This is a genomic window from Bradyrhizobium sp. C9, from assembly GCF_002532045.1.
In the GTDB taxonomy this organism is placed as follows: Bacteria; Pseudomonadota; Alphaproteobacteria; order Rhizobiales; family Xanthobacteraceae; genus Bradyrhizobium.
The window spans coordinates 1-24993 of sequence record NZ_NWTG01000012.1 but is presented as its reverse complement, the minus strand read 5'-3'; the positions used below and the strand labels follow the sequence as shown (position 1 = coordinate 24993).

Genomic DNA, 24993 nt, shown 5'->3' with positions numbered 1-24993 from the left:
ATGCCGACCATTGAGCGCATCGACAGTTTTGCCGACGAACTCACCGCCATCAGACGGGATCTGCATGCGCATCCCGAGATCGGCTTCGAGGAGGTCCGCACGTCAGGCATCGTGGCCGACAAGCTCACGAGCTGGGGCATCGAGGTGCATCGCGGCCTCGGCGGCACCGGCGTGGTCGGCGTGCTCAAGGGCAAAGGCAACGGCAGCAAGAAGATCGGCCTGCGCGCCGACATGGACGCGCTGCCGATGGAAGAGAACACCAATCTGAAGTGGCGCTCCACCATCCCCGGCCGCTTCCATGGCTGCGGACATGACGGCCACACCACGATGCTGCTCGGCACGGCGCGCTATCTCGCCGAGACCCGCAATTTCGACGGCACCGTGCATTTCATCTTCCAGCCGGCCGAGGAAGGTCTCGGCGGCGCGCGCGCCATGATCAAGGACGGCCTGTTCAAGCAGTTCCCCTGCGACGAGGTCTACGGCCTGCACAATGCGCCCGACCTCAACCATGGCGAGATCGCGATCCTGCCGGGCCCGGCAATGGCGGCAGCCGACTTCTTCGACATCAAGATCCAAGGCTACGGCGCGCATGGCGCGATGCCGGAGCGCTCCAAGGACGCGGTCGTGATCGCAATGACGCTCGGACAAGCGTTGCAGTCGATCGTCAGCCGCAACGTCGATCCGCTGCAGGCTGCGGTGCTGTCGATCACGCAGATCCATTCCGGGTCGGCGTACAACGTCATTCCCGGCGAAGCCTGGATGTGCGGCACGGTGCGCTGCTTCTCCGACGAGATCCGTGAGCTGATCCGCAAGCGCATGCGCGAAATCGCCGCCGGCTTTGCTGTAGCCTATGGCGCCGAAATCTCGGTCGAGATCCGCGACGGCTTCAGCGTGCTGGTAAATCAGGAAGAGCAGTCCCGCGTGGTCGAGGAAGTCGCGCGCACTGTGGTCGATCCGGCCAAGGTGATCACCCGCTCGACGCCCAAGATGGGCAGCGAGGATTTCGCCGACATGATGCAGGCCATTCCCGGTGCGTATTTCTGGGTCGGCCATGACGGTTCGGTGCCCGTACACAATCCTGGTTACGTTCTCGACGACAAGATCCTGCCGATCGGCGCCAGCATGTTCGCCCGCATCATCGAGAAACGTATGCCGGCAGGTGCGCATGCATAAGCCGAAAGGGGACGCCATCACGTCGCTGCACGATCTCTCGGCCGTCGACCTGCTCGCCGGCTACCGTGCAAAGCAGTTCTCGCCTTCAGAGGTGCTCGAGGAAATCATCTCCCAGGTCGCGAGCTGGGAGCCGCACATCAAGGCGCTGTATCTGTATGACCCCGAAGGCGCGCGGAAGGTCGCGAAGGCCGCGACCGAGCGTTGGCAGCAGAGCGAGCCGGTCGGCACGCTCGACGGCGTTCCCGTCACCATCAAGGACAACGTCGCGACCAAGGGCCAGCCAGTGCCGCTGGGTGCGGCGAGCGTCAAGCTTGCGCCCGCCGAGAAGGATGCACCGCCCGCTGCGCGGCTGCGCGAAGCCGGCTGCGTGATCTTCTCCAAGACCACGATGCCGGATTACGGCATGCTGTCGTCGGGGCTGTCGTCATTCCACCCCCTCACCCGCAATCCCTGGGATGTCAGCAAGAACCCCGGCGGCTCGAGCGCAGGCGCAGGCGCGGCCGGTGCTGCCGGTTATGGCCCGCTGCATCTCGGCACCGACATCGGCGGCTCGGTGCGGCTGCCGGCCTCCTGGTGCGGCCTCGTCGCCCTGAAGCCGAGCCTCGGCCGCGTGCCGATCGACCCGCCCTATGTCGGCCGCGTCGCCGGTCCGATGACCCGCACAGTCGACGACGCTGCGCTGATGATGAGCGTATTGTCGCGCCCTGATCGCCGCGACGGCATGAGCCTGCCGGCACTCGAGGTGAACTGGAGGGCGCTGGAGAAGTCACCGCGCAAGCTGCGCATCGGGCTGATGCTCGATGCCGGATCCGGCCAGAAGGTCGAGAAGGACGTCCGCGAGGTCGTCGTCAAGGCGGCGAAGGCGTTCGAATCCGCCGGCGCCGTCATCACCGAGATCGACGGCATCCTGACGCCCGAGATGCTCGAGGGGCTCGACAATTTCTGGCGTGCACGGACCTGGGATGAACTGTCGAAGCTGTCGCAGGCCGACCGCAGCAAGACCCTGCCCTACATCCTCAACTGGGCCGAGGCCGGCGCAAAGCTCTCCGGCGTCGATGTGGTGCGCGGCTTCAACCAGACGATGGCGATCCGCGCGGCCGCCGCAAAGCTGTTCTGCGAGGTCGACTACGTGATCTCGCCGGTGTCGCCGGTCGTGAACTTCCCGGCGGAGTTCGCCGCACCGCTCAACGACCCCGCAAAACCGTTCGAGCACGTCTGCTTTACCGTGCCGTGGAATATGTCGGAGAACCCCGCGCTGTCGATCAACGGCGGCTACGACAAGAAGAGCTTTCCGATCGGCGTCCAGATCATCGGCCGCCGCTTCGACGACATCGGTGTGCTCGGCATGGGCAAGGCGTTCGAAGGCCTGCGCGGCGCGCAGAAGCCGTGGCCTGCGCCTCCGAAGACTTAGCGCCTCAACGCAAGTCAGGATGCGCGGAACCACGCCGCGCATCCCTCTTCTTCACAAGGGATGATTGCCGGGTTAACTGAATGGCGACGCGCGCCAGCGCCGTTCATTCAAGAAAACCGAGAGGAAATCATCCCCATGGCGTATGAGACGATCAAGTACGAGGTCGCCGAGCAGATCCTGACCATCACGCTGAACCGGCCCGACAAGCTCAACGCCTTCAACGCCACGATGCAGCAGGAGCTGATCGACGCGTTCGACAAAGCCGACAAGGACGATGACGTCAGGGCCATCATCGTGACCGGCGAAGGCCGCGGCTTCTGCGCCGGCGCCGACCTCTCCTCCGGCGCCAACACCTTCGACCGCGATGCGCGGCGCGGTCCGGTCAAGCGCAATGCCGACGGCAGCGTCGACTACAGCGATCCGCAGGTGCGCGACGGCGGCGGCCAGGTGACGCTGCGAATCTTCAAGTGCCTGAAGCCTGTGATCGCCGCGGTGAACGGCCCGGCGGTCGGCATCGGCGTCACCATGCAGCTTGCGATGGACATCCGCATCGCCTCCGAAGCCGCACGCTTCGGCTTCGTGTTCTCCCAGCGCGGCATCGTGCCGGAGGCCGCCTCGAGCTGGTTCCTGCCGCGTATCGTCGGCATCTCGCAGGCGCTGGAATGGTGCTACTCGGGCCGCGTCTTCCCGGCGCAGGAAGCGCTCGCCGGCCGGCTCGTCAGCAAGGTGGTGCCGCCCGCCGATCTGCTGCCGACCGCCCGCGCGCTCGCCAAGGAATTCGCGGCCAAGACCGCGCCGGTCTCGGTGGCTCTGATCCGCCAGATGATGTGGCGCATGATGGGCGCCGACGATCCGATGGAAGCGCACAAGGTCGACAGCCGCGGCATCTATTCCCGCGGCCGCTCCGAGGACGTCAAGGAAGGCGTGGTGTCGTTCCTGGAAAAGCGTCCCGCGCAGTTCAAAAACAAGGTGTCGTCGGACATGCCCGACTATTTCCCGTGGTGGCAAGAGCGCGACTATAAGTGAGCGAACGGCGTCCCGCCGCGTCCACGCCCGACGGCGTCGTCCTGCTGCATGGCATCAGCAGGACGGCGCGCTCGTTTCGCAGGATGGAGCTGGCGCTCAGGGATGCCGGTTTTGCCACCCTCAATCTCGACTATGACAGCCGGCGCAAGGGGCTCGACGCGCTGGCGGAGGACATCCACCCCTCACTCGATCGCTTCGCGCAGGGCCTCGACGGCTCCGTGCACTTCGTCTGCCATTCGATGGGCGGTCTCCTGGCTCGCGTCTACCTCGCACGACATCGCCCCGCGCGGCTCGGCCGCGTCGTGATGCTGGGCACGCCGAACGGCGGCAGCGAGATCGCCGACCGCCTGAAACACCTCGCCGCCTATCGCGCCTTCTTCGGCCCGGCCGGCCAGCAGCTCGTCACCCGCCGCGATGCCGCGACCAGCGCATTGCTGCCGGCGATCGATTATGAGGCCGGCATCATCGCCGGCAACCGCTCGGTCTATCCGATTACGTCGATGGGACTGCCGCGGCCGCATGACGGCCGGGTGTCGGTCGCCAACACAAGGCTCGACGGCATGGCCGATCACATCGTGATCCGCACCTCGCATCCCTGGCTGGTGCGCAACCGCGAGGCGATCGCGCAGACCATCACGTTCCTGCGGGATGGACGGTTCGCAAGGCTGCGTTGATCAGGCGGCCTTGATGCTGCCGATGAAGCTTTCGACCTGGCTGCGCATGCGCTCCGACTGGCGCGACAGCTCTTCAGAAGCGCCGAGCACCTCGCTGGCCGCGGCGCCGGATTCCTCCGCCGCGCCGGTGACCGCCCCGATGTTGGCCGAGATATCGCCGGTTCCCTTCGCCGCGTGCTGAACGTTGCGCGCGATCTCCTGGGTCGCCGCGCCCTGCTGCTCGACGGCGCTGGCGATCGACGAGGCGATCTCGTTGATCTCGTCGATCGTGACGGTCATGCCGCGGATCGCAATCACGACATCGCCCGACGTCGCCTGGATGGCGCCGATCTGCGTCCGGATATCGTCGGTCGCCTTGGCGGTCTGTTCGGCGAGCGTCTTCACCTCGGCGGCGACCACGGCAAAGCCACGGCCCGCGTCGCCGGCGCGCGCCGCCTCGATCGTGGCATTGAGCGCCAGCAGATTGGTCTGGCTCGCGATCTCACTGATCAGTTTGACGACATCGCCGATCTTCTCCGCGGCGGCGGAGAGCCCTTGCACCGTCTCATTGGTGCGCCGCCCGTCGGCCGCCGCCCGCCGCGCGATTTGCGCCGACTGCGTCACCTGGCGTCCGATCTCGCCGACCGAGCCCGATAATTCCTCGGTCGCGGCGGCCACCGTCTGCATGTTGCTCGACGCCGCGCGCGTCGCTTCGGCGACGTTGGCAGCCTGCTCGCTGGTCTTGCCGGCACTCCCGCTCATCAGCGCAGCCGTCGCTTCGAGCTGTGCCGAGGCCGATATCACGGCCCCGATGACCGCGCCGATGTCGTCGTGGAACCGGTTGGTGAGGTCGCCGACGCGCGCAACGCGGGCCGCCCGCTGGTTGACGGCCTCGCTATCCTTAGCGGCGAGTTCGGCCGAGCGGAGCATGCTTTCCTTGAAGAACTGCACCGTCCGCGCCATCACGCCGATCTCGTCGCCACGATCGGTGGCGCCGACCTCGAGACCGAGATGCCCCTCCGCCAGCCCGGTCATGTTCGAGACCAGGGTGTTGATCGGCATCGTGATGCTGCGCGCCATCGCCAGCACCGCAAGCGTCCCCGCGAGCAACGCCAGCAGCATGATGCCGGCGACGATACCGAGACTCACGGTCGCCTCCGCCTTCTTGTCGGCCATCAGGCGCGACAATTCAGCGGCAAGGCCGTCCTCAACCGTCTTGAGCATGTCGATCCGGACAGTTGCGGCGTCGAACCAGGACTTGCTGTCGAGCGACTTGAAGTCGCCGGCGAGCCCGCCCTGCTCCACCGTCTTGCGCATGGCGTTGAAGGTATCGATAGCGCCACCCGAGATCGCGCGGGCGAACAGCTCACGCGCCTCGCGCGATGCCGCTGAACGGAACGCGCTGAAGAAGCTCTCCTGGGCCGCTGCAAGGCCCACCGCGCGCACATAGAGCTGTGGGTCGAAGCGGCCCGTTGCGATGCCACCGGCGACGGCGGCACGCTCCTGCCCGGCGCGCTCCTTGCCCTCGATCAAATTGGCGTAGGCGGCAATGGATTTCGAAATCTCGTCGTCGCTGCTGAGCTTCGCAATGCCGGTGATGACCGTAATCAGCCGGCCGATCGTATCGGTGAGATAGCCGACGGCTGCCGGCGGCGCGATCGCAAGCCCATCGATGTCGGCGCGGCGCTGGTCGAGCTGACCGAGACCGTCCTGGGCAGCTTGCGCGGTGGCGGCGAGTTCCGCGGCTCCCGACTGCTTCAGGTCCGCGAGCACCGACATGGCGACCGACCGTTCTGCTTCGGTGCGCTTGCGCTGCTCGCCGAGCTCGCTTCGCATCTGCGCGCCCTTGCTGCCGAGATAGGCCGACGACAGGCCGCGCTCGCGCTGCAGTTCATGCACCAGCCGGCTGAGCTTGCCGACGCCCTCGGCAATCGGCTGCATGCGGGCGATGTCAGAGCGAACCGACCATTTCGCCGAGATGTCGTAGATTGCCAGCGCTGCGAACGCGATCAGCGGCAGCAAGGCGGAAAAGGCAATGCGATAAAGTATCCTGGTGTTCTTCAGCATGACTCAACCCCGGGTTGGATCATGCCTACATTCGATTGGTAAAAAAGCCCTGCGGCAGCGCCGCCGAAGTTTTGGGCAGGCGCTGCGCAGAACAGGTGCAAAGAGCGTAGTTCTACCGAGTGATCAACGCCACACGCCCGATCGCCTTGCGCTCGATCAGGAGCCGCATGGCCTTCGCGTAGTCTTCCAGCGGCAGCCGGTGTGAGATGTTTGGCCGCACCCGGCCCGCCTCGGCCCATTCGCTCAACGCCTTGAACCTGACCTCGCCGAGCGCCGGATCCTTCCGCACCGCCTCGCCGGCGCGAACGCCGAGCACGCTGGCGCCCTTGATCATCAACAGGTTGGTGCGCGCAAGGCCGATACCCCCGGTGAAGCCGACGACGAGAATGCGCGCGCCCCAGTTGATACAGCGCATCGAGTTCTCGAACACCTCGCCGCCGACGGGATCGAACACGACGTCGGCGCCGCGGCCGTCGGTGAGGCGCTTCACGGCGTCACGGAACGGCTCGCGCGCGTAGAGCACGAGATGATCCGCGCCACGTTGTTTGGCAATCGCAAGCTTCTCCTCGCTCGAGGCCGCCGCGATCACGGTGGCGCCGAGCAGCTTGCCGATCTCGACCGCTGCAAGCCCGACGCCGCCGCCGGCGCCATGTACCAGCAGCACCTCGCCCGGCTTGATCTGCCCGCGGTCGATCAGCGCGTGATACGCCGTGCCGTGCGCGGCAAGGAAGGTCGCGCCTTCCGCATAGTCGAAGGTCGACGGCACCGGCACGAGTTGCGACGGTGTCGCGACCGTCTCGTCGCAATAGGCGCCGAAGCGCATCTTGACGATCACCCTGTTGCCAACGGCGACCCCGGCCGCGTCATTGACCTCGACGACATCGCCGGCGGCTTCCGAGCCCGGCGTGAACGGCAGCGGCGGCTTGAGCTGGTACTCGCCCGCCGCCATCAGGATGTCGGGGAAATTGATCCCGGCAGCGCGGATCGCGACGCGCACCTGGCCCGGCTTCAAAGCCACCGAGGCAAAATTCTCGAGCTGAAGGCGCTCGGGCGGGCCGAGCTCGCGGCAGACGACGGCTTTCGGCATCAGGCGGCTCGCGCCTTGAGGCGGGCCAGCGCCTCGCGGATCAGCGGCAGCCGGTCGTTACCGAAATACATATCGGTCTTGTCGAGATAGATCGTGGGCGAGCCGAAGCCGCCGCGCGCCATCACCTCCTCGGTGTTGGCCTTGAGCTGATCCTTGATCGCCTGGTCGCCGATGCCGGCCAGGAACTGCGCCGGATCGATCCCGAGCTTGGTGCAGATTTCGGTCAGCACCGCATCCTGCGAGATGTCCTTGTCGTCACCCCAATAGGCCTCGAACACCGCACGCGCGAACGGCACCATCTTCTCGTTGCCGAGAAGGATGCAGCCGCGCATCGCCTTGACGCTGTTCACCGGGAACACGGTCGGCGGCATCTTGATCGCAAGCCCAGCCGAGCGCGCCCAGTCGCCGAGATCCTTTTTCATGTAGCGCGCCTTCAGCGGCACCGGCGTCTCGCGCTGCGCGTAGACCGACGGATTGACGGTGTTGAAGATGCCGCCGACCAGGATCGGCCGCCAGGTGATCGGCGCGTCGAACTCCTTCGCCAGCGGCTGGATGTTGTGCCAGGCGAGATAGGTCCACGGGCTGGAACAGTCGAAGAAGAATTCGATCATGGCGTTTCCCTTTGTCTTTTCCATATTCATTGTCGTCATTCCGGGATACGCCGCAAGGCGCAGGGCCCACGCCTGTGTCACGCCACGGAATAACGAGCGTCATTTCTTCTCGACCAGCTCCTTCGCACGCTGGCCGAACATGTTCTTGCGTGATTCCTCGTCGAACGGCTCCTTGACGAACTTTCCGATCGCAAGGCCCGCCTGCACCTGCGGCCGGGCGCGCACTGTGGCGTACCAGCGCTTGATGTTCGGGTAGTCGTCGAGGGTGAAGCCCTGCGCCTTGTGGGTCACGGTCCAGGGGAAGCAGGCGATGTCGGCGATCGAATAATCGTCACCGCCGATATAGGCGCCGGTCTTGCCGAGCTGGCGGTCGAGCACGCCGTAGAGCCGCGCCGTCTCGTCGCGGTAGCGCTCGATCGCGTAAGGAATCTTCTCGGCCGCATAGAGCGCGAAATGGCCGTGCTGGCCGAGCATCGGCCCAAGGCCGCCCATCTGCCACATCACCCATTGGATGACGTTCGACCGCGCACGCAGCTCCCGGGACAGGAAACGGCCGGTCTTGTCGGCGAGATAGATCAGGATCGCGCCGGTCTCGAACACCGAGAACGGGCCGCCGCCGTCAGCCGGCGTATGGTCGACGATCGCGGGGATGCGGTTGTTCGGGCTGATCGCCAGGAATTCCGGCTGGAACTGCTCGCCGGCGCGGATGTTCACCGGGATCACCTGATAGGGCAGCCCCAGCTCCTCCAGCATGATCGAGATCTTCCAGCCGTTCGGCGTCGGCGCGTAGTGCAGGTCGATCATCGGCGTCCACTTCCCCATCACAAAGACTTTTGTTGTTCTGTACGTCCACTCTAGGACATGGCACACAGGCGCTCAATCAGAACCCACCGGGAGGCACCCATGCTGTTTCCAACCACGATCGCAGGCTCGCTGCCGAAGCCGGAATGGCTCGCCGAGCCGAATATGCTGTGGGCGCCCTGGAAATCGGAAGGCGCCGAGCTCGCCCGCGCCAAGCGCGATGCCACGGTGCTTGCGGTCAAGCTGCAGGAGGACGCCGGCGTCGACATCGTCACCGAGGGCGAGCAGGCGCGCCAGCACTTCGTGCACGGTTTTCTGGAGCGGGTAGAAGGCATCGATTTCGCCCACAAGGTCGAGATGGGCATCCGCAAGGACCGCTATAAGGCCATGGTCCCGCAGGTGGTCGCGCCGTTGCAGCTCAAGGGCCGCGTCCATGAAAGCGAGGCGCGCGCAGCGCGCGCCCACACCAAAAACAGGCTGAAGTTCACCCTGCCCGGCCCGATGACGATCATCGACACCATCGCCGACCAATATTATGGCGACCGCGTCAAGATGGCGTTTGCCTTCGCAGAGCTGTTGAACCAGGAGGCCAAGGCGTTGCAGGCCGACGGCGTCGACATGATCCAGTTCGACGAGCCTGCGTTCAACGTCTACATGGACGAGGTGCGCGACTGGGGCATCAAGGCGCTGGAGCGCGCCGCCGAAGGCCTCACCTGCGCCACCGCCGTTCACATCTGCTATGGCTACGGCATCAAGGCCAACACCGACTGGAAGCAGACGCTCGGCGGCGAATGGCGGCAATATGAAGAGACCTTCCCGGTCATCGACAAGAGCACGATCCAGCAGGTCGCGATCGAATGCCGCAATTCGAAGGTGCCGATCGAGCTGCTGGCGGCGCTCCCCGGCAAGATCGTACAGGCCGGCGTGATCGACGTCGCCAGCGACGAGGTCGAGACTGCGGAAGACGTCGTCAAGGTGATCGAGGCGGTCGCGAAACACGTGCCGAAGGGCAACATCATCGCGACCACCAATTGCGGCATGGCGCCGATGCGGCGCGATATCGCCGAAGCCAAGCTGATCGCGCTTGGCGCCGGCGCCAAGCTGGCGAGGCAGCGGCTGGCGTAAGGAAGCCAACGGCTCAGCCGAGCGCAATCGCCGCGCTCGGGTGCAGCACCGGCCGGTAGCCGGCTTGAAACGCACGGACGGTTGACGGCGGTGTCAGCAGCATCGCGGGAGCGGTAACATTGGCCCGCTCGTAGCCTGCGAACGACCAGCGCGTGGTTTTGCCACCGGCAACGAGATAGCTTTCCCCGTTCGCCTGCACCATCGCGCCATCAGGTAACTCGGCGAGCGGCATCGGCAGCGGATGCAGCCGCTTCTTGCCACGGTCGAGCCGTTCGGCGTGCAGCAGCGCATCCATCGCCTTGGCGCTGAGATCGCTGACGCCGTTACCTTGCTCCCACGCGGCACGAAACCGTTTGGCGTCGTCGCGGCGGCAGTAGAAGCAGGGCCGATGCCCCGCCGCGAAGGCGGTGGCTTCATCGAGGAAGAACAGCTCGGTCCAGCTCTGCCGGCTCATCACCTTGCGCCGCCGTCCCCTGAACTCGCAGACGCAGGTGAGCCAGGCCGGGCTCGACCAGCGCTTGTTCAACAGCGTCCGCGTCGCCGGATCGTGGATGATGCCGCGATTGCCGGTGAAGGTGCCGCGATGTTCGGTCGCGACGATGTCGCCGGTGGGCGTGACGCGGTTTTGCAGGGGCATGTTGCTTACTTCCCCCTCGCCCCGCTCTTGCGGGGTCGAGATGAGCGGAGCCCCTCTTAGAGGGTCAAGGTGAGGGGCCATATCCGCAAAGATAGTGAGAGATGAACCCGGGCTGAGCCCCCCTCACCCGGATCGCATCTAACGATGCGACCCGACCTCTCCCCGCACGCCGGGCGAGGTGACTCGCTACGCCGCACCGTCGCGGATCGGCGGCTGGAACGACAGCGCGGTGTCCCAGGGAAAGAAGATCCAGGTGTCCTGCGACACCTCGGTGATGTAGGTGTCGACCAGCGGGCGGCCCTTCGGCTTGGCATAGACCGTTGCGAAATGCGCGTCCGGGAGCATCTCGCGCACCAGCTTGCCAGTCTTGCCGGTATCGACGAGGTCGTCGACGATCAAGAGCCCCTTGCCGGTGCCGCCGCCGAGCTGGGCGGTCTGCTCCGAAATGCCCTTGAGCACTTTCAAGTCGCCCTGCTTGTCATGGTCGTAGCTGGCGACGCAGACGGTATCGATCACCCGCAGGCCGAGTTCGCGCGCCACGATCGCCGCCGGCACCAGCCCGCCGCGGGTGATCGCGATCACCGCATGGAACGGGCCAACCTCATTGAGCCGCCAGGTCAGCGCCCGGCAATCCCGATGGAATTGATCCCACGAGACCGGGAACGGCCTGCCGGCCCGATCCTGCGCATTCGATTCAGAATTTCGTTCGACCATGTCGCCTCAACCCGCCGACTTCTTCTGCGCGGCCTGCACCTGCTTCAACATCTCCTTCACCGCGGCCATCGCGGTGGCGAGCTTCTCGGGATCGCGCGAGCGGACCACCAGATTGGTGTTCGGCTTCTGGTTCTCGTCCTGGAACGGATAGCTGCCGATGATGGTGTCGGGATTGGCTTCCGCGATCGCCCGCAGCGGGCCGCCGATGTCGCCTTCCCGCGCGTCGGCGCGGACCGAGTCCGACAACATCCGCACCCCGGATTTCAGGGTCGGCGCCACGATGTCCATCATCGCCTGCATGATGGTGGGGATGCCGGCCATCACGATGACGTTGCCGAGCTTGAAGCCAGGCGCCAGGATGGTCGCGCTCTGGATCAGCTCGGCGCCATCGGGCACCCGGGCCATCCGCAGCCGCGCCTCGTTGAGGTCCTGCTCGGTCCAGCGCTCCCTGAACCGCGCCACCACGTCGGGATGATGGTGGATCTCGACCCCGAACGCCTTCGCCACGCTGTCGGCGGTGATGTCGTCATGGGTCGGCCCGATGCCGCCGGTGGTGAACACGTAGGTGTACCTGTGCCGCAGCGCATCAAGGGCGGACACGATGTCGGCCTCGTCGTCGGCGACGACGCGGACCTCTTTCAGGTCGATGCCGATATTGGTCAGGTATTCGGCGATGAAGCCGATGTTCTTGTCCTTGGTCCGGCCGGACAGGATCTCGTCGCCGATCACCAATATCCCCGCCGTGACGATCTCGCTCATGATCTCATTTCCCTAAACTTGATCCCCTGACATTGCCGATCCAATGCCTTGATGTCACGGGGTTTTGCCGCCGAATTAAGCAGACCTCAGCCGGTTTTTCGGGCAGGCCTTCCGCCCAACCCTTAGCAAATGCCATAAGCCAATGCATATCGCGCTGGCCCGCCCCTTGCTACCATCCCATCAAGTCATGCACTGTGTCACATGGCTTGGGAGGGCAGTCGGGATATATGGCAGTCGCGTTCGATGAGATGAACGGCCTCGGCGAGGATCTCCGCCCGGCCTACCAGGAGCTCTCCCGCTGGCTCAAAGAGACGCCGCCGGATGCGCTCGAATATCGGCGCCAGGAAGCGGAGCTCCTGTTCCGCCGGATCGGCATCACCTTCGCGGTCTACGGGGATTCCGAGGCCCAGGAACGGCTGATCCCGTTCGACGTCATTCCGCGCATCATGTCCGCGACCGAGTGGACGCTGCTGGAGAAGGGCCTGAAGCAGCGCGTGCTCGCGCTCAACATGTTCCTCAAGGACATCTACCACGGCCGCGACATCCTGCGCGCCAACATCATCCCCGAAGACCTGATCTTCCAGAACCCGGTGTTCCGGCCGGAGATGAACGGCCAGGACGTGCCTCACGACATCTACGTCCACATCGCCGGCATCGACATCATCCGCACCGATCCGGACAACTTCATCGTGCTGGAGGACAATGCGCGCACGCCGTCCGGCGTGTCCTACATGCTGGAAAACCGCGAGATCATGATGCGGCTGTTTCCGGACCTGTTCGCGCGGCACCGCGTCGCGCCGGTCGAGCGCTATCCGGACGAGTTGCTGTCGGCGCTGCGGTCGGTGGCGCCGCACAGCGCCTCTGCCGAGCCGACGGTCGCGCTGATGACGCCCGGCGTCTACAACTCGGCCTATTACGAGCACTCCTTCCTGGCCGACAAGCTCGGCATCGAGCTGGTCGAGGGGCGCGACCTCATCGTCAAGAACGACGAGGTGTTCATGCGCACCACCGAGGGGCTGAAGCGGGTCGACGTGATCTACCGCCGCGTCGACGACGACTTCCTCGATCCCCTCACCTTCCGCCCGGATTCCGCACTCGGCGTCCCAGGCCTGATGTCGGCCTACGCGGCCGGCAACATCACGCTCGCCAACGCGGTCGGCACCGGCATCGCCGACGACAAGGCGATCTATTCCTACATGCCCGACATCGTGAAGTTCTACCTCAGCGAGGAGCCGATCCTGAAGAACGTGCAGACCTGGCGCTGCCGCGAGGCGCAGGATCTGTCCTACGTGCTCGACAACCTCGCCGACCTCGTCGTCAAGGAAGTCCACGGCTCGGGCGGCTACGGCATGCTGATCGGTCCGGCCGCCACCAAGGCCACTATCGAGGCGTTCCGCGACAAGCTCAAGCGCGAGCCGGAGGGTTTCATCGCGCAGCCGACGCTGGCGCTGTCGACCTGCCCGACCTGCACCGACAAGGGCCTCGCGCCGCGCCATGTCGACCTCCGCCCGTTCGTGCTGACCGGCTCCAACCACACCACCATCGTGCCCGGCGGGCTGACGCGGGTGGCGCTGAAGGAAGGCTCGCTCGTGGTCAATTCGAGCCAGGGCGGCGGCACCAAAGACACCTGGATACTGAGCGAGTAGTTGAAAGCATGCTGTCGCGCACCGCCGAAAACCTGTTCTGGCTGGCCCGTTACGTCGAACGCGCCGAGTATCTCGCGCGCACGATCGACGCCACGCTGCGCGTCACCGCGCTGCCCGCGGCCTATGTCGGCAAGACCAATGAGTGGGACTCTGCACTGCTCACCGCCGGTGTTGGCCCGGCCTTCTACGACCATTACGAAGAAGCCAACGAGCGAAACGTCGTCGAGTATCTGTCCTTTTCGGCGGAGAATCCCTCCTCGATCAAGAACTGCATCGAGGCCGCGCGGCTCAATTCCCGCTCGGTGCGCACCGCGCTGACGTCGGAGATGTGGGACACCATCAATTCGTCGTGGATCGAGCTGCAGGCGGTCTGGAACAAGGGTCCCGCCAACCGCGAGGAGCTGGCCAAATTCCTGCGCTTCGTGCAGGAGACCTCGCTGCGCTTCGACGGTTCGGCCTACCGCACCATGCTGCGCAACGACGCCTACTGGTTCTCGCGGCTCGGCGTGCATCTCGAGCGCGCCGACAACACCGCCCGCATTCTCGACGTCAAGTATCACATGCTGCTGCCCGAGGAGGAGCATGTCGGCGGCCCGCTGGATTACTACCAGTGGACCTCGATCCTGCGCTCGGTGTCGGCGACGACCGCCTATCACTGGGTGTACCGGGAAACCCTGAAGCCCTGGCTGATCGCCGACCTGTTGATCCTCAACGACACGCTGCCGCGCTCGCTCGCCAGCTGCTACAGCAACCTGGTGCGCAATCTGGACCAGATCGGCGTCGCCTATGGCCGCCAGGGCGCCGCCCAGCGCCACGCCCGCGGCATCAGGAACCGGCTCGAGCACAGCCATATGGACGATATCTTCCAGCACGGCGTGCACGAGTTCATCCAGGAGTTCATCGCGGACAATTCGCGGCTGGGCGAGATCATCACCAAGCAATATTTGATCTGACCCCAGCGGCGGGAAAAGTGCTCAAAATGTCGTCATGACCGGGTCGATCCCAGTCACCGACGTCTTGCTTTCGCGGCCGATTAGGAAGAAAGACGTGGGTGCCCGGGCCTGACGTTCCGGCCCCAGAAAACCGACTGAACTCCGGTTGAGCCATGCGCCTGCGGATAGCCCACACCACCACCTATCGCTACGAGCCAGCGGCCTCGGGCGTGATCCAGATCCTGCGGATGACGCCGGGCAGCCATGACGGCCAGTATGTGGCCGACTGGCAGATCGACGTCTCGACCGATTCCCGGCTCGACATCCATGAGGACGCGTTCGGCAACGTCACCCATGTGCTGACGCATGGCTCGATCACCGACCTCACGATCCATTGCGAGGGCCTGGTCGAGACCCAGGACACCGGCGGCGTGCTGAAAGGCAGCGACGAGCGGTTTCCGCCGAGCCTGTTCCTGCGCCCAACGCCGCTGACCGACCTCAACCCGGCGATGACGAGCTTCGTGCGCGAGCTGCGCGCGGAAGCAGGTAGCGACGTGCTCGGCTTCCTGCACGCGCTGATGGTGCAGATCTACGAGCACATGGCCTTCGACGAGGACCCGACCAACAGCGCCACCTCGGCCTCCGAGGCGTTCGCGCTGAAGCGCGGGGTCTGCCAGGACTACGCGCACATCCTGATCGCCTGCGCCCGCGCCGGCGGCGTTCCGGCGCGGTTCGTTTCCGGCCACTTCCTGCGCTCCGACGGCATGGTCAACCAGCAGGCCGGCCACGCCTGGGCCGAGGCCTTCGTGCCCGACCTCGGCTGGATCGGCTTCGACGCCGCCAACGGCATCTGCACCACCGACGCCCATGCCCGCGTCGCGATCGGCCTCGACTATCTCGGCGCCGCCCCAGTCCGCGGCACCCGCTATGGCGGCGGCAACGAGACGCTGACCGTCGCGGTCAAGGTCGACCAGGCCGGCCGCCCCGGGCAGTGGCAGAGCCAGTCGCAGTCGTAAGGCCGATCCCGTTTCGCATCCGTCATTGCGAGCGCAGCGAAGCAATCCATCTGACCGCTTGCGGAGGCATGGATTGCTTCGTCGCTTCGCTCCTCGCAATGACGGCAGTGGTGCTATGATCGCTGCTTCAACAAGACCAGCGAGACAACTCATGGCAACTGTGAAACTGCTCTCCGACGACGAACTCTCGGCCGACGCGCGCGCCGTCTTCGACGACATCCGCAAGACGCGGAACTCGGACTTCATCAACAATTTCTGGCGCGCGCTCGCACATGATCCGAAGACGCTGCGGCGGACCTGGGAGAGCATCAAGGAGGTGATGGCGCCGGGCGCGCTCGACCCGAAGGTCAAGGAAATGCTCTACGTTGCGGTCTCCGTGGCCCATGGCTGCAGCTACTGCATCCATTCGCACACCGCGAGCGCTCGCGCCAAGGGCATGACCGAGGCCGAGTATCAGGAAATGCTGGCGATCGTCGGCATGGCCGCCGAGACTAACCGGCTGGTCACCGCGCTCGGCGTGCCGGTGGACGAGGCGTTCCTCGTCGGCACACCGGCGGGACGAAGCCAGGAGCCGTAATCGCCTGCACTCGCCCGTCCGTGACGTTACTTGTCCAGCCAGACGTCCTCAAAACGCAAATTGTTGTACTGGCTGTTGTCGTGCGGGTGAAAGTTCCTCACGTAGGGCTGCCAGCAATTGCCGGCCGATGAGTGCAGGATGACCGGCCGCGCCGCGTCGTCGACCAGCAGGCGCTCGATGTCGAACACGATGTTTCGGCGCTTGTCCTTGTCGACCTCGCGCGACTGCGCAGCCAGCAGCCTGTCGACCTCGGCATTGCAATACTGGGTGTAATTGCGCTCCGAGTTGCAGGAATAGTTCTCGACCAGATTGCCGTCGGGATCGTCGACGCTGACGCCGGTGACATTGAGGCCGATCGTGTAATCCTTGCGTTGCAGCCGCGAGTACCAGCGCGGCGTGTCGAGAATATCGAGCTCGGCGACGATGTAGATCTTCTTGAGCTGGTCGGCGAGGATCACGGCCGGGTCGCGATAGGTCGGCAGATTGCGGGTCTGGATCTTGATCGACAGCGGCTTGGCGTCGCTGTAGCCGAGCTTCTGCATGATCGCCTGCGCGTCCGCGAGATTCTTGTCAGAATTGGAGCCGTAGCCCATCAGCGTCGACAGGATCTCCGGCGGCATACCCCACTCGCCTTCCGGCTTGGCCTGCATCGCGCCGCCGAGCCGCCCGGTGCCTTCGAACAGGATGCTGTTGAAGGCCTGGCGATCGAGCGCCAGCGACATCGCCTTGCGGATCTCCGGATTGTCGAACGGCGGATTGACGCGGTTGACCAGCAGGTTGATCTGCAGATTGGTCGAGGTCATCTCGCAGATCGCGCTCGGCGCCCGCGCCTTGACGTCCTTCATCAGGGGAATGCTCACATCGGACGGAAAGGTGATGTCATAGTCGCCGGTCGCGAACGCCAGCATGCGCGTGGCGCGGCTGTCGATCGAGCGCACCGTGATCTCGTCGAGATACGGCCGGTCCTTCTTGAAGTAGTCGGGGTTACGGACGAGACGGATTGAATCCCCGCGCCTGAACTCGACGAATTTGAACGGCCCGGTGCCGATTGGCTTGGTGCGCATCACCTGTTGCGGCACGTGGCAGGGATAGACCACCGAGAAGGCGCTGGCGAGCAGCGCCAGCAGGCCGGGTTGCGGCTCGGTCAGCTCGAAAGTCGCTTCATCGTCGCCATTGATGCTGATGTCCTTGAGCTTCGAATACCAGACCTTGCGCGGATTGCGCTTGAAGTCCTGGGCTTTGGAGTCCTGGGTTTTGGAGTCCTGGGTTTTGGAATCTTGGGTCTCGCTCTTGCCGATCAGCATCCGCCAGGTGCATTGCACGTCCCTGGCCGTGAACGGCTGGCCGTCATGCCACTTCACGCCGCGATGCAGCTTGAAGGTGAGCTTCGTGTTGGTGGAATCCCATGACCAGCTCTCGGCAAGATCAGGGATCACGGTGTCGATGCTTTCATGCACCTTGGCCGGATCGAACACCACGAGGTTGTTGAAGACCGCCGCGAACGGCATCACCGAGGCGATGGTGGATTCCTCGAGCAGTGAGGTCGAGGGCGGATTGTCGTTGTGATAGAGCCGCAAGGTGCCGCCCTTCTTCTGCGCCGATGCAGGGCTCGCAGCCATCACGGCTGCGCCCAAAGCCATGATGCAAATGGCCAGTTTGAACGACATTCTCGCCTCCCGGAATTCTTGTTGTTCTTGTCGATTGCAGGCAGTCGACCACAACGACGGGTGCCTCGCAATGACACGGGAACGCAGATCGTTGCCGGCTGCGTGCAACGCAGAACGAGGCCTTGGCACGGACCGGGATTCTCAGGCGGCCAGCGGTGGAACGGGTCGCCGCCCCCTCATGACCTGCCATCGCATCTCCCGTCACGGGGAATTAGGGTTGGATGCGACCTCGAAATTGGCTACACGTTTGGCGCCGAGAAACTCGGATCGTTTGAGGGCCGGAAATGACCTATTGCTGCGGAATTCTGGTGCGCGACGGCCTCGTCATGATCGCCGATACCCGCACCAATGCCGGCCTCGACAACGTCTCGACCTTCCGCAAGCTGCACATCTTCGAAAAGCCCGGCGACCGCATCATGGCGATCGCCAGCGCCGGCAATCTCGCGATCAGCCAGTCGGTGCTGTCGACCCTGACCGAGGGCATGGAAGATCCGCACACCGGCGAGCTCGAGACGCTGATGAATGCGCCGACCATGTTCCAGGCGGCGCAGCGGATCGGCCGCGCCATCCGCTCGGTACATGCCACCGAGGGCGATGCGCTGCGTTCCGAAGATATCTCGTTCGACGTCTCGTTCCTGTTCGGCGGCCAGATCAAGGGCTCGCGGATGCGCCTGTTCATGGTCTACACCGCCGGCAACTTCATCGAATGCACCACCGACACGCCGTATTTGCAGATCGGCGAGCACAAATACGGCAAGCCGGTGCTCGACCGCGCCATGCATTACGACGTCGAACTCTATGAGGCGCTCAAAACGGGCCTGATCTCGATGGATTCGACGATGCGCTCCAATCTCGGCGTCGGCCTGCCGATCGACGTGCTGGTGGTGCGCACTGATGCCTGCGAAGCCGACCTCAACCACCGCATCGAGGCCGGCGAGCCCTATTTCCACGATCTGCGCTCGCGCTGGTCGGCGGCGCTGCGCGCGGCGCACCAGAACATTCCACGCCCACCCTACAAGAACGAAACCGAAGCAAAAACCAAGTAAGAGGAAACTCGGATGACCGAAGCAACCAGCAAGATCGCACTCGTCACCGGCGCCGGCACCGGCGTCGGCCGTGCAGCATCGCTCGCGTTGATGGACAAGGGCTACACCGTGGTGCTCGCCGGACGCCGCATCGAGATGCTGGAAGAGACCGCCAAGCTCGGCCCCGCCGGCAAGAGCCTGTGCGTCTCGGCCGACATGGCCAACCCGGCCGCGATCGCAGCGCTGTTCGACAAGGTGAAGGCGACCTACGGCCGGCTCGACGTTCTCTTCAACAATGCCGGCATGGGCGCGCCGCCGGTGAACTTCGAGGATCTGCCGCTCGAGCAGTGGCAGGCCGTGGTCAACACCAACCTCACCGCGCCGTTCCTGTGCACCCAGCACGCCTTCCGCATCATGAAGGACCAGACGCCGCGCGGCGGCCGCATCATCAACAACGGCTCGATCTCGGCGCATGCGCCGCGGCCGTTCTCGGCCGCCTACACCTCCACCAAGCACGCCATCACCGGCCTCACCAAGGCCTCCAACCTCGACGGCCGCATGTATGACATCGCGGTCGGCCAGGTCGACATCGGCAATGCCGCGACCCCGATGACCGATCGCATGGTCAACGGCCCCGGCGTGCTGCAGCCGGACGGCACCACCAAGCACGAGCCGCGCATGGACGCCAAGGCGGTCGGCGACGCCGTCGCCTACATGGCCGGCCTGCCGCTCGACGCCAACGTGCTGTTCATGACGGTCATGGCGACCAAGATGCCGTTCGTCGGCCGCGGCTGATCGTCGCCTTCTGCCTGCCTACGGCAGGACGATCGTTATGGCCGGGCGTAGCCGTCCGAAGGACGGCGTCGCTTCCGCTCCGCCTATGTCCCGGCCACGCCTTCGCAGGCCGCACGGCCAAAATATCGAAAACAACCCCATGCACAGTAGCCGGCGGCCTAGCGGCGTTCGACACGGGAACTTGACACGTCGGGCAAATCAGCGATATTTTTCCATTATTCCGAAATCGTGAGACGACCTCGCCGGGACTGATCTTCCCCTTCTCCCCGCTTGCGGGGAGAAGGTCGGGATGAGGGGGAGTCTCCGCAAGGACGGCAAGAGACGCATTCGCGGAGAGTCCACCTCACCCGCCGCTGCGCGGCGACCTCTCCCCGCAAGCGGGGCGAGGTGGAGATCCGGAGCTCTGGCCACCGGTGCCGTCATTGCGAGCGAAGCGAAGCAATCCATGCCTCTGCTCGTAGCATGATGGATTGCTTCGCTTCGTTCGCAATGACAGGCGAAAAAGCCTACTCCAGCTTCTCGACATCCCGCAGCGTCGGGAACAGCTTCATCCAGAGCAGCGCGACCGCGATCGTGGCGACGCCGCCGAGCACGGCTGACGGCACGGTGCCGAGCAGCGCGGCGGTGACGCCGCTCTCGAACTGGCCGAGCTGGTTCGAGGCGTTGATGAACAGGAAATTGACCGCGCCGACGCGGCCGCGCATTTCGTCCGGCGTCGCCAGCTGCACCAGCGAGAAGCGGATCACGACGCTGATCGTGTCGGCGGCGCCGAGCACCGCGAGCGCGAGCGCCGACAGCCACATCCAGTGCGACAGCGCGAACACCACCGTCGCCACGCCGAACACGATCACCGCCTGGAACATGCGCATGCCGACGCGGCGGTTGATGGTGTGCCGCGCCAGCACCATCGTCATCAAGAGCGCGCCGACCGCAGGCGCGGCCCGCAGGATGCCGAGGCCGAGCGGGCCGGTTTGCAGGATATCGCGCGCGTAGATCGGCAGCAGCGCGGTGACGCCGCCGAACAGCACCGCGAACAGATCGAGCGAGATGGTGCCGAGGATCGCCGGATTGCTGCGAACGAAGGTGACGCCGGCATACAGATCGTCCGACACCTCGCCGTTCTTCGCTGCCGCCTGCTGCAGCCGGCCGATGCCGCCGGTCAGCAGCGCGCCGAACAGCCAGAACACCATCATGATGCCATAGGGCGCGCTCGGCATCAGCGCATAGGCGAAGCCGCCCAGCGCAGGTCCGGTGATGGTCGCGACCTGCGCCGCGCCGCTCGAGATCGCGGTCGCCCGCTGCAGCGCGCCTTGCGGCGCGATCAGCGGCAACAGCGCGGCAGTCGCCGGGCTCTCGAACGCGCCGGCTATGCCGAGCACGAAGGTTGCAGCGAAGATCTGGATCTCGGAGATGGTGCCGGCGAATGTGCTTCCGGCGAGAAACAATGCGGTCAGCGCCTCTGCGACCTGGCAGGCCTGCACCACGCGCTTGCGCTCGAAGCGGTCGGCGGCGTGGCCTGCGACGAACACCAGCAGCGCCGTCGGCAGGAACTGCACCAAGCCGACCATGCCGAGGTCGAACGCGCTGCCGGTCAGATCATAGATCTGCCAGCCGATCGCGACCGCGCCGATCTGGCTGGAGAAGCGCGACAGGCTGCGCGAGGACAGAAAGAACAGGAAGGGTCTGTGGCCGAGCAGATCGCGGGCGCCGGCCTGTGTAGCGGAGGACATGCATGATTGCGTGGCTGAGCCCCTGCAACTTGTCAATGGTGACAGGATCAACGCGCAACAGCATTGCGCTGCGCGGGGCCCCTGCTCATAATCGCGTGAGGGTTCTTGGGGGCGTGATGCTGCAGTTGCAATCGGCGTTCGGCGTGGTGGCGTTGCTGGTGATCGCCTGGGCGTTGAGCGAGAATCGCTTGAAGGTGTCGCTTCGGCAGGCCGCAATCGGGCTCGCCGTCACGATCATCACCGCGCTGGTGCTGATCAAGGTGCCGCTGGTGACGCAGGCCTTCGGCGCGATCAACGATGCCGTCGGCAGCATCGCGGCGGCGACGCGCGCCGGCACGGCCTTCGTGTTCGGTTATGTCGGCGGCGGTCCGGCGCCGTTCGATCCCAAGGCGCCGGGCTCGGATTTCATCCTCGCCTTCCAGGCACTGCCGATCGTGCTTGTCATGAGCGTGCTGACGACACTGTTGTTCTATTGGCGCGTGCTGCCGCCTGTCGTGCGCGGCATGGCCTGGCTGCTGGAGCGCACGCTCGGCGTCGGCGGCGCGGTCGGGCTCTCGACCGCGGCCAACATCTTCCTCGGCATGGTGGAAGCCCCGCTCTTCATCCGCCCCTATCTGGCGCAGCTCACCCGCAGCGAATTGTTTCTGGTGATGACCGGCGGCATGGCGGGGATCGCCGGCACCGTGCTGGTGCTGTACGCGACGCTGCTCGCGCCCCTGATCCCGGATGCCGCCGCGCATTTCGTCATCGCCTCGGTGCTCGGTGCGCCGGCCGCGATTCTGGTCAGCCTGATCATGGTGCCGGAGACATCCGACAAGCGCACCGGCGGGTCGCTCGACGATCCCGATGTTCAGGTGTCGTCGACGATGGACGCCATCGTGAAGGGCACCGCTGCGGGTCTCGAGCTGCTGATGAACATCATCGCCATGCTGCTGGTGCTGGTTGCGCTGGTGTATCTGGCGAACAAGATCATCGGCCTGCTGCCGGAGATCGGTGGCGCCAAGATTTCGCTGCAACGGCTGCTGGGTTACGTGATGGCACCAGTGTGCTGGTTGATGGGCCTGCCGTGGCCACAGGCGATCACGGCGGGAAGCCTGATGGGCACCAAGACCGTGCTGAACGAGCTGATCGCCTATGTCGACCTATCGAAGCTCGGTCCCGACGCGCTCGATCCGCGCTCGCGCCTGATCATGCTCTACGCGATGTGCGGCTTTGCCAACTTCGCGAGCCTCGGCATCATGATCGGCGGCCTCGGCATCATGGCGCCCGAACGGCGCGACGAGATCAACGCGCTCGGGCTGAAGTCGGTCGTATCAGGGACGCTGACGACCTGCCTGATGGGCGCGATCGTGGGGATGATGACGTGACCTCACCACGTCATTCCGGGCGCGCGTAGCGCGAGCCCGGAATGACGGCGGAGGGTGATGGCGTCCTACGCCTTCAATTCCACCGTCTTGAACTCGGCCGGCAGGATCACCTCCAGCAGTTCGACGTCGTCCGAATAGTCCAGGATCATGTGCCGGATGCGCGGCGGCTGGGTCCAGGCGCTGCCCTCTCGCATCAGCGTCTCGCCCTCGCCTTCCATGTAGGTCTTCACCCAGCCCTTGAGCACGTAGACCATCTGGAATTCGACGTCGTGGAAGTGGAGCTTCGACACTTCGTCCGGATTGCACGGTCCCTGCAGCCGGATGACATGCGCCTGCGCCAGGCCATGGGAGGCTGCTGATATGCCGAGGTCGCGATACTTGGCATAGGTGCGCAGCCCGTCGGCCTTGAAATCCTCTTCGCGGTGATGGCTGATGGCGACGCGCTGCTTCGGCCGCGCCTTGCTTGCCGCTTTCGGCGTGCTCTTCTTGGCCGCGGTGACGCGGCCCTTGGACTTGATGGTCTTGCGCGCGGACGACTTCGCCGACGATTTCACTGACGCTTTCACTGACGCTTTCCTGGCGCCGGCGCCGAGCCCCGACCATTTCTTCTTCACCGCGGTCTTGGCTGCGGATCTTGATGTCGTCTTCCTGGCCATTGTTCGCCTCCCGTCTTTTTGTGACGGGCGGAAGCTAACACAAGTCGCGCCGCGCAAGGTGGGCAAAGGCGCGCACCGCGCCTCGCCGCCTTGCCCTGCGTCCCTCTGCGGATCAATGCAGCCGGAACACGCCGTCGACGGCCCGCAGTTCGGCCGGCTTGACCAGCTTGGAATGCGCCACCGTCACCGAGAACAGCGGGCCCTCGAGCTTCTGCTGCCAGAAGCTGAGGAAATCCTGCAGCGCCGGAAATTTCGGAAACAGATCGTAGTTCTGCCAGACATAGGTTTGCAGCAACGAGGGGTGATCGGGCATCCGATAGAGGATTTGCGCCGTCGTCAGCCCGTACCCCAGCAACTGCTTCCGGAAATCGTCGGAAACAACCCCACCAACTCGCGAGACCATGCCAACCTCCTGTGAAGGAGCGCATTCACGTGGTGGCCGACCTTCCCCGCCGGACCACCGGCAATGGATGCGCTCACATGAGAGAAATGTGACGCACGCGACTAACCCATCTCAAGCCTAAATGTTTAATAGGTTGTTGAAATTTCTTGCGTTAGCAGCAGCTTACCGCATCTGCTAATAGCCCTGGCGAGCCCCGACGAGGGCATTAAGGATGCCGAAATGAAGCTGGCAGCCGTCATTCGCGAGTGCCAATTTTTCTGCTAGAGCCACTTGCCCGCCGCCAAGGCTTGGCCTATCTCCTGCCCAACCAGTCTGGCACTCGCCGGATTGGACTGCTAAAACTCCAAAAATCTACAGCATCCGCAAATGTTTAGGAGGACTGCATGAAATTCCGTCCGCTTCACGACCGCGTCGTGGTCAAGCGTATCGACGCCGAAGAGAAGACTGCTGGCGGCATCATCATTCCGGACAGCGCCAAGGAAAAGCCCTCGCAGGGCGAAGTCATCGCCGTCGGCCCGGGCGGCCGCGACGAAGCCGGCAAGCTGATCCCCATCGACATCAAGGTCGGCGACCGCGTCCTGTTCGGCAAGTGGTCCGGCACCGAGGTCAAGATCGACGGTGAAGACCTGCTGATCATGAAGGAAAGCGACATCATGGGCGTGCTCGACGTCCCCGCTTCCAAGAAGAAGGCGGCCTAAGCGCCTCTTCCCTCCCAGGTAAACCTCTCAAGGAAAAATTCAGATGGCAGCTAAAGAAGTCAAATTCTCCGTCGATGCGCGCGACAAGATGCTGCGCGGCGTCGACATCCTCGCCAATGCGGTGAAGGTCACCCTCGGCCCGAAGGGCCGCAACGTCGTGCTCGAGAAGTCGTTCGGCGCTCCCCGCATCACCAAGGACGGCGTCACCGTCGCCAAGGAGATCGAGCTCGAGGACAAGTTCGAGAACATGGGCGCCCAGATGGTGCGCGAAGTCGCCTCCAAGTCCGCTGACGCGGCCGGCGACGGCACCACCACCGCCACCGTGCTCGCCCAGGCGATCGTGCGTGAAGGCGCCAAGTCGGTTGCCGCCGGCATGAACCCGATGGACCTGAAGCGCGGTATCGACCTCGCGGTCGA

Annotated in this window: 25 protein-coding genes; 14 read left to right on the top strand and 11 right to left on the bottom strand. The window is 64.8% G+C overall.

Going from position 1 to position 24993, the window contains the following annotated elements:
* From CO675_RS22960 to CO675_RS22945, 4 genes are all read left to right on the top strand, one after another.
* Complete coding sequence (locus CO675_RS22960) at window positions 1–1173, top strand: M20 aminoacylase family protein (RefSeq protein ID WP_097674138.1); 1173 nt, start codon at window positions 1–3, stop codon at window positions 1171–1173.
* A complete protein-coding gene (locus CO675_RS22955) occupies window positions 1166–2584 on the top strand; it encodes an amidase (RefSeq protein ID WP_097674137.1) in 1419 nt (472 codons plus the stop codon). Before CO675_RS22960 ends, CO675_RS22955 begins: the two co-directional genes overlap by 8 nt.
* Before the next feature lie 135 nt (window positions 2585–2719).
* Window positions 2720–3610, top strand: coding sequence for a crotonase/enoyl-CoA hydratase family protein (locus CO675_RS22950; protein WP_097674136.1), 891 nt, complete (start codon window positions 2720–2722; stop codon window positions 3608–3610).
* Window positions 3607–4284: an esterase/lipase family protein gene (locus tag CO675_RS22945; protein WP_097674135.1), complete on the top strand. Its 678-nt coding sequence runs from the start codon at window positions 3607–3609 to the stop codon at window positions 4282–4284. Before CO675_RS22950 ends, CO675_RS22945 begins: the two co-directional genes overlap by 4 nt.
* Here the strand turns inward: CO675_RS22945 and CO675_RS22940 are convergent, their stop codons facing one another.
* The 4 genes from CO675_RS22940 to CO675_RS22925 form a co-directional block, all read right to left on the bottom strand.
* Window positions 4285–6330, bottom strand: a complete 2046-nt coding sequence (locus CO675_RS22940) for a methyl-accepting chemotaxis protein (RefSeq protein WP_097674134.1) — start codon at window positions 6328–6330, stop codon at window positions 4285–4287.
* A 112-nt stretch (window positions 6331–6442) separates the two neighbouring features.
* Window positions 6443–7417 carry an NADPH:quinone oxidoreductase family protein gene (locus tag CO675_RS22935; protein ID WP_097674133.1) on the bottom strand — a complete coding sequence of 325 codons (975 nt, stop codon included), beginning with the start codon at window positions 7415–7417 and terminating at the stop codon, window positions 6443–6445.
* On the bottom strand, window positions 7417–8028 hold the full coding sequence (locus tag CO675_RS22930) for a 2-hydroxychromene-2-carboxylate isomerase (RefSeq protein WP_097674286.1): 612 nt from the start codon (window positions 8026–8028) through the stop codon (window positions 7417–7419). The genes CO675_RS22935 and CO675_RS22930 overlap by 1 nt, the downstream gene beginning before the upstream one ends.
* A gap of 99 nt (window positions 8029–8127) precedes the next feature.
* Window positions 8128–8832, bottom strand: coding sequence for a glutathione binding-like protein (locus CO675_RS22925; RefSeq protein WP_097674132.1), 705 nt, complete (start codon window positions 8830–8832; stop codon window positions 8128–8130).
* Between the two features lie 99 nt (window positions 8833–8931).
* On the opposite strand from CO675_RS22925, the gene CO675_RS22920 reads away from it, so the two are divergent.
* Window positions 8932–9954: a methionine synthase gene (locus CO675_RS22920; RefSeq protein ID WP_097674131.1), complete on the top strand. Its 1023-nt coding sequence runs from the start codon at window positions 8932–8934 to the stop codon at window positions 9952–9954.
* A gap of 13 nt (window positions 9955–9967) precedes the next feature.
* On the opposite strand, the gene CO675_RS22915 is transcribed toward CO675_RS22920, so the two are convergent.
* The 3 genes from CO675_RS22915 to CO675_RS22905 all read right to left on the bottom strand — a co-directional run bounded on the left by CO675_RS22915 (window position 9968) and on the right by CO675_RS22905 (window position 12064).
* Window positions 9968–10591 (bottom strand): hypothetical protein, encoded by a 624-nt coding sequence (locus CO675_RS22915; RefSeq protein WP_097674130.1) that lies wholly within the window; start codon window positions 10589–10591, stop codon window positions 9968–9970.
* A 186-nt stretch (window positions 10592–10777) separates the two neighbouring features.
* Window positions 10778–11305 carry a xanthine phosphoribosyltransferase gene (gpt, locus tag CO675_RS22910; RefSeq protein WP_097674129.1) on the bottom strand — a complete coding sequence of 176 codons (528 nt, stop codon included), beginning with the start codon at window positions 11303–11305 and terminating at the stop codon, window positions 10778–10780.
* Between the two features lie 6 nt (window positions 11306–11311).
* Complete coding sequence (locus CO675_RS22905; protein ID WP_097674128.1) at window positions 11312–12064, bottom strand: competence/damage-inducible protein A; 753 nt, start codon at window positions 12062–12064, stop codon at window positions 11312–11314.
* 227 nt (window positions 12065–12291) lie between these two features.
* Here CO675_RS22905 and CO675_RS22900 point away from each other — a divergent pair, with 227 nt between their 5' ends.
* The 4 genes from CO675_RS22900 (at window position 12292) to CO675_RS22885 (ending at window position 16235) form a co-directional block, all read left to right on the top strand.
* Window positions 12292–13710, top strand: coding sequence for a circularly permuted type 2 ATP-grasp protein (locus CO675_RS22900; RefSeq protein WP_097674127.1), 1419 nt, complete (start codon window positions 12292–12294; stop codon window positions 13708–13710).
* An 8-nt stretch (window positions 13711–13718) separates the two neighbouring features.
* On the top strand, window positions 13719–14663 hold the full coding sequence (locus CO675_RS22895; protein ID WP_097674126.1) for an alpha-E domain-containing protein: 945 nt from the start codon (window positions 13719–13721) through the stop codon (window positions 14661–14663).
* Window positions 14664–14815: 152 nt separating this feature from the next.
* Window positions 14816–15658, top strand: a complete 843-nt coding sequence (locus tag CO675_RS22890) for a transglutaminase family protein (RefSeq protein WP_097674125.1) — start codon at window positions 14816–14818, stop codon at window positions 15656–15658.
* A gap of 151 nt (window positions 15659–15809) precedes the next feature.
* On the top strand, window positions 15810–16235 hold the full coding sequence (locus CO675_RS22885) for a carboxymuconolactone decarboxylase family protein (RefSeq protein ID WP_097674124.1): 426 nt from the start codon (window positions 15810–15812) through the stop codon (window positions 16233–16235).
* Between the two features lie 26 nt (window positions 16236–16261).
* On the opposite strand, the gene CO675_RS22880 is transcribed toward CO675_RS22885, so the two are convergent.
* Window positions 16262–17902 carry an ABC transporter substrate-binding protein gene (locus CO675_RS22880; protein ID WP_097674123.1) on the bottom strand — a complete coding sequence of 547 codons (1641 nt, stop codon included), beginning with the start codon at window positions 17900–17902 and terminating at the stop codon, window positions 16262–16264.
* Window positions 17903–18186: 284 nt separating this feature from the next.
* Here CO675_RS22880 and CO675_RS22875 point away from each other — a divergent pair, with 284 nt between their 5' ends.
* A complete protein-coding gene (locus CO675_RS22875; RefSeq protein WP_050406373.1) occupies window positions 18187–18948 on the top strand; it encodes a proteasome-type protease in 762 nt (253 codons plus the stop codon).
* 12 nt (window positions 18949–18960) lie between these two features.
* A complete protein-coding gene (locus CO675_RS22870; protein WP_021077765.1) occupies window positions 18961–19722 on the top strand; it encodes an SDR family oxidoreductase in 762 nt (253 codons plus the stop codon).
* Window positions 19723–20228: 506 nt separating this feature from the next.
* Here CO675_RS22870 and CO675_RS22865 read toward each other — a convergent pair.
* Complete coding sequence (locus CO675_RS22865) at window positions 20229–21452, bottom strand: MFS transporter (protein WP_097674122.1); 1224 nt, start codon at window positions 21450–21452, stop codon at window positions 20229–20231.
* 116 nt (window positions 21453–21568) lie between these two features.
* Between CO675_RS22865 and CO675_RS22860 the strand changes: the two genes are divergently transcribed.
* Window positions 21569–22819, top strand: a complete 1251-nt coding sequence (locus CO675_RS22860) for a NupC/NupG family nucleoside CNT transporter (RefSeq protein ID WP_097674121.1) — start codon at window positions 21569–21571, stop codon at window positions 22817–22819.
* A gap of 65 nt (window positions 22820–22884) precedes the next feature.
* On the opposite strand, the gene CO675_RS22855 is transcribed toward CO675_RS22860, so the two are convergent.
* Window positions 22885–23475, bottom strand: coding sequence for a cupin domain-containing protein (locus tag CO675_RS22855; RefSeq protein WP_097674120.1), 591 nt, complete (start codon window positions 23473–23475; stop codon window positions 22885–22887).
* Window positions 23476–23587: 112 nt separating this feature from the next.
* Window positions 23588–23878 (bottom strand): usg protein, encoded by a 291-nt coding sequence (locus tag CO675_RS22850; RefSeq protein ID WP_097674119.1) that lies wholly within the window; start codon window positions 23876–23878, stop codon window positions 23588–23590.
* A 383-nt stretch (window positions 23879–24261) separates the two neighbouring features.
* Here CO675_RS22850 and groES point away from each other — a divergent pair, with 383 nt between their 5' ends.
* Window positions 24262–24576 carry a co-chaperone GroES gene (gene groES, locus CO675_RS22845; RefSeq protein ID WP_097674118.1) on the top strand — a complete coding sequence of 105 codons (315 nt, stop codon included), beginning with the start codon at window positions 24262–24264 and terminating at the stop codon, window positions 24574–24576.
* 43 nt (window positions 24577–24619) lie between these two features.
* A partial coding sequence (locus CO675_RS22840) for a TCP-1/cpn60 chaperonin family protein (RefSeq protein ID WP_283808120.1) occupies window positions 24620–24993 on the top strand: 374 nt, incomplete at its 3' end.

Bases quoted from the DNA above. Each gene is read 5' to 3' on its own strand.
- CO675_RS22960 (WP_097674138.1), top strand. From the start codon at position 1: ATGCCGACCATTGAGCGCATCGACAGTTTTGCCGACGAACTCACCGCC.
- CO675_RS22955 (WP_097674137.1), top strand. From the start codon at position 1,166: ATGCATAAGCCGAAAGGGGACGCCATCACGTCGCTGCACGATCTCTCG.
- CO675_RS22950 (WP_097674136.1), top strand. From the start codon at position 2,720: ATGGCGTATGAGACGATCAAGTACGAGGTCGCCGAGCAGATCCTGACC.
- CO675_RS22940 (WP_097674134.1), bottom strand. From the start codon at position 6,330: ATGCTGAAGAACACCAGGATACTTTATCGCATTGCCTTTTCCGCCTTG.
- CO675_RS22935 (WP_097674133.1), bottom strand. From the start codon at position 7,417: ATGCCGAAAGCCGTCGTCTGCCGCGAGCTCGGCCCGCCCGAGCGCCTT.
- CO675_RS22930 (WP_097674286.1), bottom strand. From the start codon at position 8,028: ATGATCGAATTCTTCTTCGACTGTTCCAGCCCGTGGACCTATCTCGCC.
- CO675_RS22925 (WP_097674132.1), bottom strand. From the start codon at position 8,832: ATGATCGACCTGCACTACGCGCCGACGCCGAACGGCTGGAAGATCTCG.
- CO675_RS22920 (WP_097674131.1), top strand. From the start codon at position 8,932: ATGCTGTTTCCAACCACGATCGCAGGCTCGCTGCCGAAGCCGGAATGG.
- CO675_RS22915 (WP_097674130.1), bottom strand. From the start codon at position 10,591: ATGCCCCTGCAAAACCGCGTCACGCCCACCGGCGACATCGTCGCGACC.
- gpt (WP_097674129.1), bottom strand. From the start codon at position 11,305: ATGGTCGAACGAAATTCTGAATCGAATGCGCAGGATCGGGCCGGCAGG.
- CO675_RS22905 (WP_097674128.1), bottom strand. From the start codon at position 12,064: ATGAGCGAGATCGTCACGGCGGGGATATTGGTGATCGGCGACGAGATC.
- CO675_RS22900 (WP_097674127.1), top strand. From the start codon at position 12,292: ATGGCAGTCGCGTTCGATGAGATGAACGGCCTCGGCGAGGATCTCCGC.
- CO675_RS22895 (WP_097674126.1), top strand. From the start codon at position 13,719: ATGCTGTCGCGCACCGCCGAAAACCTGTTCTGGCTGGCCCGTTACGTC.
- CO675_RS22890 (WP_097674125.1), top strand. From the start codon at position 14,816: ATGCGCCTGCGGATAGCCCACACCACCACCTATCGCTACGAGCCAGCG.
- CO675_RS22885 (WP_097674124.1), top strand. From the start codon at position 15,810: ATGGCAACTGTGAAACTGCTCTCCGACGACGAACTCTCGGCCGACGCG.
- CO675_RS22880 (WP_097674123.1), bottom strand. From the start codon at position 17,902: ATGTCGTTCAAACTGGCCATTTGCATCATGGCTTTGGGCGCAGCCGTG.
- CO675_RS22875 (WP_050406373.1), top strand. From the start codon at position 18,187: ATGACCTATTGCTGCGGAATTCTGGTGCGCGACGGCCTCGTCATGATC.
- CO675_RS22870 (WP_021077765.1), top strand. From the start codon at position 18,961: ATGACCGAAGCAACCAGCAAGATCGCACTCGTCACCGGCGCCGGCACC.
- CO675_RS22865 (WP_097674122.1), bottom strand. From the start codon at position 21,452: ATGTCCTCCGCTACACAGGCCGGCGCCCGCGATCTGCTCGGCCACAGA.
- CO675_RS22860 (WP_097674121.1), top strand. From the start codon at position 21,569: ATGCTGCAGTTGCAATCGGCGTTCGGCGTGGTGGCGTTGCTGGTGATC.
- CO675_RS22855 (WP_097674120.1), bottom strand. From the start codon at position 23,475: ATGGCCAGGAAGACGACATCAAGATCCGCAGCCAAGACCGCGGTGAAG.
- CO675_RS22850 (WP_097674119.1), bottom strand. From the start codon at position 23,878: ATGGTCTCGCGAGTTGGTGGGGTTGTTTCCGACGATTTCCGGAAGCAG.
- groES (WP_097674118.1), top strand. From the start codon at position 24,262: ATGAAATTCCGTCCGCTTCACGACCGCGTCGTGGTCAAGCGTATCGAC.